This is a genomic window from Peptidiphaga sp., assembly GCF_057238965.1.
This window is the reverse complement of sequence record NZ_DBHHEV010000047.1, coordinates 1-5,609: the sequence shown is the minus strand read 5'-3', so window position 1 is coordinate 5,609 and position 5,609 is coordinate 1. Positions and strand designations below refer to the sequence as shown.

The 5,609-nt window shown below is 64.8% G+C and carries 4 protein-coding genes and 1 pseudogene; all 5 read left to right on the top strand.

The window, feature by feature from the left end; translation table 11 throughout:
• Positions 1–977: pseudogene (locus tag ACO48X_RS06830) on the top strand (hypothetical protein); the annotation flags it as partial.
• Positions 978–979: 2 nt separating this feature from the next.
• On the top strand, positions 980–2,521 hold the full coding sequence (locus ACO48X_RS06825; protein ID WP_485001350.1) for a GTPase family protein: 1,542 nt from the start codon (positions 980–982) through the stop codon (positions 2,519–2,521).
• 118 nt (positions 2,522–2,639) lie between these two features.
• Complete coding sequence (gene argR, locus ACO48X_RS06820; protein ID WP_485001349.1) at positions 2,640–3,128, top strand: arginine repressor; 489 nt, start codon at positions 2,640–2,642, stop codon at positions 3,126–3,128.
• Positions 3,129–3,273: 145 nt separating this feature from the next.
• Positions 3,274–3,762: a hypothetical protein gene (locus ACO48X_RS06815; RefSeq protein WP_485001348.1), complete on the top strand. Its 489-nt coding sequence runs from the start codon at positions 3,274–3,276 to the stop codon at positions 3,760–3,762.
• A gap of 143 nt (positions 3,763–3,905) precedes the next feature.
• The gene (gene tyrS / locus ACO48X_RS06810; RefSeq protein WP_485001347.1) at positions 3,906–5,168 is read left to right on the top strand and encodes a tyrosine--tRNA ligase; all 1,263 of its coding nucleotides are present in this window, start codon (positions 3,906–3,908) and stop codon (positions 5,166–5,168) included.
• Positions 5,169–5,609 lie beyond the last annotated feature (441 nt).

Sequence of the window (5,609 nt, the reverse complement as noted above, 5' to 3'; positions counted from 1 at the left end):
TCCCTTCGGAGGACGTCGCCCCCATCAAGACGTGGCTTGCGGGCCTATCGCACGACGGGCCGGCTCGCGCCTCGGTGGCCAGGCAGACCCTGGCCGGAGCGGTGGACGCGCTCATTGAACAGTGCGATCCGATCGTCGAGGGGCTCAAAGAGCAGATCGACCTTCAACGCGCCATGCGCGGCGACATTGCCAGGGCCGACGGCGTCGCCATCGGATCGATCATCGCCTCCGTCGAGGACGGGCGCCTCGTGCGCCGCGAGGCTCTAAACCGATGGAACGAGGCGGTCGGCGCGAATCGGACGATGCGTTCGATCGTCGGATCGACGGGGGGAATCCGCGACCGCGTCGCCGGATGGTTCAAGGGGAAGCCGAAAGCAAACGACCCGCTGCCGGTCGCCGAAATTGAGGCGAACCTCGAGGCCGCCTTGGCGGCTTCGTTGACAGCCGAGGCCGAAAGGGCGGCGCGCTCGGTGGACGACGCATGGCGTCAAAGGTCGGGCGCCGAGGCCTCGCGCGCCGCGGCGAGTGCGGCTGTGCGTCCGAATGACGAACGGGGGCGGCAGGCGGTCGAAACGGTCCGCCGGTGGAGACAGGCGCTTGCCGCGATCGTGCAGGAGGAAAGCGGCGGAAAGGCAGCCTCCGCGCAGGCCGCATCGATCGGCGCGAAGGCGATGGAGACCGCCCTGGTCATCGTCACGTTCGCCTCCGCGAAGGGACTGGCCAACGGAGACGGCGTCACCGGAGGCACCGCAGTTCCCTCCCGAAAGCTGTTGGAAGCCGTTTTCGACGGCGACGCCGTTCGAAAGATGGCAAAACGCGCGCGCGAGGAGCTCCTTGTGCGCGCCAGGAAGTTCGTCGGGGCCGATCTCGATCCGTTCCGCGACGTGTGCCGCGAGGCTGAGACGGATCCCGGGATCGCCGTGGGAATCCAGACTGCGTGCGACGACATCGAGTCGGCGCGCGAAGAGAAGGGATGAGAATGAGCGCGGAGATGAGCATCGAAGCGGGCTTGTTGGAACTGGACGACGCCATCGGGGCCGCTCGCCTGTATTTCCGGGGCGAATGCGCGGAAGCCGAAAAGGTTGCGGCCCGCGTGCGAGACCGAGTCCAGATCGGGGGAGAGAACACCGTCGTCGCTTTCGCGGGCGCGACGGGAAGCGGGAAGTCCTCGCTTGTCAACGCCCTTGTCGGCGAGCCTGTAGCGGAGGTCGCGCCCACGAGGCCGACGACCGCCGAGCCGCTCTCGGTTTCGGGACGCGAGACCTCCGAGGTGCTCGATTGGATGGGCGTCGGCCCTCGCCACGTCCTTCCGGGCGCCTTCGGCGACGACAGCGTGATTCTCGTCGATCTGCCCGACCTCGACTCTACGGAGGAGGAGCATCGCAGCGCCGCCGATCGGGTGATCGAGAGGGCCGACGTCGTCGTTTTCGTCCTCGACCCGCAAAAGTATGCCGACGCCTTGCTGCACAGGGAGTACCTCAAGCATTTCGGCGAGCATGGAGCAGTCACCCTCGTGGTCCTCAACCAGGTCGACAGGCTCGCACAACGCGAGAAGAACGTCGTTCTCGTCGACGCGCGGGGGCTGCTGGCCACAGACGGGCTTCGCGACCGATTGATCCCGACGTCGGCGCGAACGGGCGAGGGCGTCGAGCAGCTTCGCCGTTCCATCACGGAGATCGTGTCCAAACGAAACGCAGCCCGCTTGCGATTGGGGGCGGATCTTCGATCCGCGGGCGAGACGTTGGCCGTGGCCTCGCGCAAAGACGGCGGCGCTTCTCCGAGCGCCGTTCACGCCGATTTCATGCCTGCGGCCCGCGCGATGGTCAGCGCCGCGGGAGGAGACGCCGTCGCGGAGGCCGCTGCGCGTTCGTACGATCTGCGGAGCAGGCGAGAGACTCCGTGGAAGTCGCGGAGCGCGCATCGCGCCCCCGATCCGCTCGACGCCGTCGTCGGGCCCAGCGGGATCCCGCGCTACATACCCGAGCCGGCTCGGATACCGGCCGCTCAAATGGCCGTGCGGACCTATGTCGACAACGAGTTGGCCGCGCTTCCGACGTCGTGGAAGTCCTCGGTCGCCCGGGACGTCGACGCCCGCACCGTGAGGCTCATTGAAAGCACGGGAGACGCGGCGAAAGACATCGAAGTGGGCGATTCGGAGCAACCGTCCTGGTGGGGCGTGACTCGCGCCCTCTTCAGAGCGTCGTTGGCTGCGGTCGCCGTCGGGGTCCTCTGGCTCTTTTTCTGGGCCGCTTTGGGAATGTTCGATCCGCCGAAGGCGGTCGGGGTCGGGCTGCCGATCATTCTCATCGGTCTGGGCCTTCTCGCTGCTTTGGCGGTGTGGATCAGCGTGGGCGTCATGCGTTCTCGGGCATCGAATGCGGCGCGAGAACGGGTGTTGTCCCAGCTTGCCAGAGCGCTTGACGAGCGGGCTGGATTCGCGGTGCGCGAGCCTGTGGAGGCTCAGCGAGCCGAGCATTCTCGCTTCGTCGAGGCGATTGGGAACCTTTCACGCGTGCGATGAGCACGGCGGGCGTTTCGGCGCCAACCCGTCTTTGCCGAGGCATGCTTTCCTTTCACAAGAGCGTATAGTTATTCGCGATGACGCATCTGCTTGCGTACTTTTGTTCGGATCGGAGTGAATGATGGCTAGTGCGCCCGTGCCGACGTCGCGAACCGCGCGGCAAGCATTGATAGTGAGCATCCTTGCGGACAAGTCCGTAGGCTCTCAGGGGGAGCTTCGCGGCCTTTTGCGCGAAGCCGGCATATCGGTCACGCAGGCGACCCTGTCTCGAGATCTGGACGAGCTCAAAGCGATCAAGGTTCGCAACAGGAGCGGACGCCAAATCTACAGGATCCCGGACGAGGCCGAGTTGTACAAGGCCGCGCAGGGTGCGCGGGCCCAGCTCGAACGTTGGTGCCCCGAGGTGCTTGTGAGCGCCCAGTGCGCGGGCAGTCAACTCGTCTTGCGCACGCCCCCGGGCGCCGCCAACATCCTGGCCGTCGGGATAGACAGGGCGATGATCGACGGGGTGCTCGGATGTTTGGCGGGCGACGACACCATCCTCGTGATCACGTCCAGCCCCGAACGGGCGGAAGAAATCCGCGCTGAGCTTCTTTCCCTCGCCTAGTCTTTCCTTTTTCGCCCAGTCTTTTCCCTTCGCCTGGCTTCTTTCGCTGAGGAGCCGAACGGCGGCAGTATCGCCCCCCTCGGGGGCGGCGTGCGAGGAGCGCGAAAACCGAAGCGGCCTCCTTTTGCGGCGATAGACTCGCAACATGGACGACACCGCATGGCGAGGCGCCCCGGCAGAGGATGCGAAGCCGATGCGACGCGCCTTTCTTTTCCTCGTCAACCCCAAACTGCACTACGACCCTTATCCCGACTGGGCAAAGTGGCTGCCGGTCGTCGACGGCGGCGGGGCAATCGACATGCAGTGGAACACCGGCTCGCGGCGTTCGGGGATGGAGCCGGGCGACCTTGCCCTTCTCGTGAAGGTCGGCGTCGCCCCGAGGGGGCTCGTCGCCTTGGGCAAGGTGACGAGCACGATTTACGAGGGGCCTCACTGGAATCCCGACGCGGCCCGCCCGGTGACCGGGTGGGTCGACATCCGGCTGACAGCGCTTCTCGACCTCGACGATCCGTTGCCCCTGTCGGTGCTCAAGGAAATCGGGCCGGGAATTCGTTGGACTCCGCGCATGTCCGGCGTCGAAGTGCCTATCGACGTCGGCGAGGAAGTCAGGGGCCTCGTCGTGGCCGATATGTGATCTCGCCGCCGCGAATCCGCGGCCTTCCGATCGCCGCCCATTCCGCTCACGGCGCCCTCGCGGGCTCTGTGAGCGGCCTGTGGCATACTTGAAAATCAGGAAATCTTCCAGCTGTCAAATACGAGATCGAAAGGCACGGAACCTTGACGGACATCCTCGACGAGCTTCAGTGGCGCGGGCTCATCGCCCAACACACCGACATCGACGCGTTGCGCGCGGCGCTTGCCGAAGGCCCCGTCACCTTCTATTGCGGCTTTGATCCGACGGCGGCCTCCCTCCATCACGGGCATCTCGTCGCGGTCAAGGTGATGAGGCACCTCCAAATGGCCGGCCACAACCCGCTGGCCCTTGTCGGCGGGGCCACAGGGCTCATCGGCGATCCCTCGGGGCGCAAGGAGGAACGCAATCTCAACGAGGCCGACGTCGTCGCCGGCTGGGCCGCGGCTCTGCGCGGTCAGCTCGAATCGCTGCTCGACTTCGAAGGGGAACACCCCGCCCGTATCGTCAACAACCTCGACTGGACCGGCCCGATGTCCACCATCGATTTCCTCCGGGACATAGGGGAGAACTTCGGGCTGGGGAAGATGCTGTCAAAGGACACGGTAGCTCGCCGGCTCGAATCCGACGAAGGAATCTCCTTCACGGAATTCAGCTACCAGATCCTTCAGGCCAACGACTACCTCCAGCTGTACCGCCGCTATGGGTGCACGTTGGAAGTCGGCGGGAACGACCAGTGGGGCAACCTCGTCGGCGGCATGGACCTCATCAGGAAGGTTGAGGGCGAATCCGTCCACGTCATGACGAATCCGCTCATCACGAAGTCGGACGGAACGAAGTTCGGCAAGACCGCCGGAGGGGCGATCTGGCTCAATCCCGAGATGTTCAGCCCCTACAAGTTCTACCAATTCTGGCTCAACACCGCCGACGACGACGTCATTCACATGCTCAAGGTCTTCACGTTCAGAACCCGCGAAGAGATCGCCGAGCTTGAAACGGCTCTGGCGGAGCGCCCGCACGCCCGCGAGGCGCAGAAGGCCCTGGCGGAAGATGTGACGACATGGGTTCACGGCGCAGATGCGACCGAGCGCGTCAAGGCCGCCTCTCAAGCCCTTTTCGGCGGGGGCGGCCTCGAATCCCTCGACGCCCGCACGCTCGCCGACGCCGTTGCAGAGCTTCCTCGCGCGGAAGGGGCAGTGGGGACGCCCCTTATTGAGCTATTTGTCGCAGCGGGCCTTGAAAAGGGCCTGGGGGCCGCTAGGCGCACCGTCGCGTCGGGCGGTTTGTACCTGAACAATTCAAAGATCGACGATGGCGCAAGAGTTCTTGGTTTGTCGGATCTTCTTGCTGGGGGTGTGGTTCTTTTGCGTAAGGGGAAGAGGAATTTGGCTGTGGTTGGGGTTGTGTAGATCTGGTGGTGCGTGGGTTGGGGGTGTGACGGCGGCGCTGGGCTGTGACGATGGCGGAAACGTTTTTGGTTTGTCGGATATTTTTCCTGGGGTGTGTGGTGGGGGTCACGTGGGTGGGGGTTGTGGGGGTGGGGGGTGGGGGTGTAGTGTTGTTGTCTGCTGCCGGGCCTGGTTGTGTGGGTGCGGTGGTTGTGTTTCTCCCTTGTGCGTGTGCCTGTGTGGGTGTGTGTGCGGGGTGTGGGCGTGGTGGTTGATTGCTTGATAGTGCGTGTGGATGACGATTGTGTCGTCGTGTCTCCTGTGTGGGGGCGGGGCGGCGTGCCCGGCCTGTGGGGTCGGGGTTTGTGGGCCTGTTTTGGGCTGTCTGCAATTTTGTTTTGTTTTTTGTGGAGAGTTTGATCCTGGCTCAGGACGAACGCTGGCGGCGTGCTTAACACATGC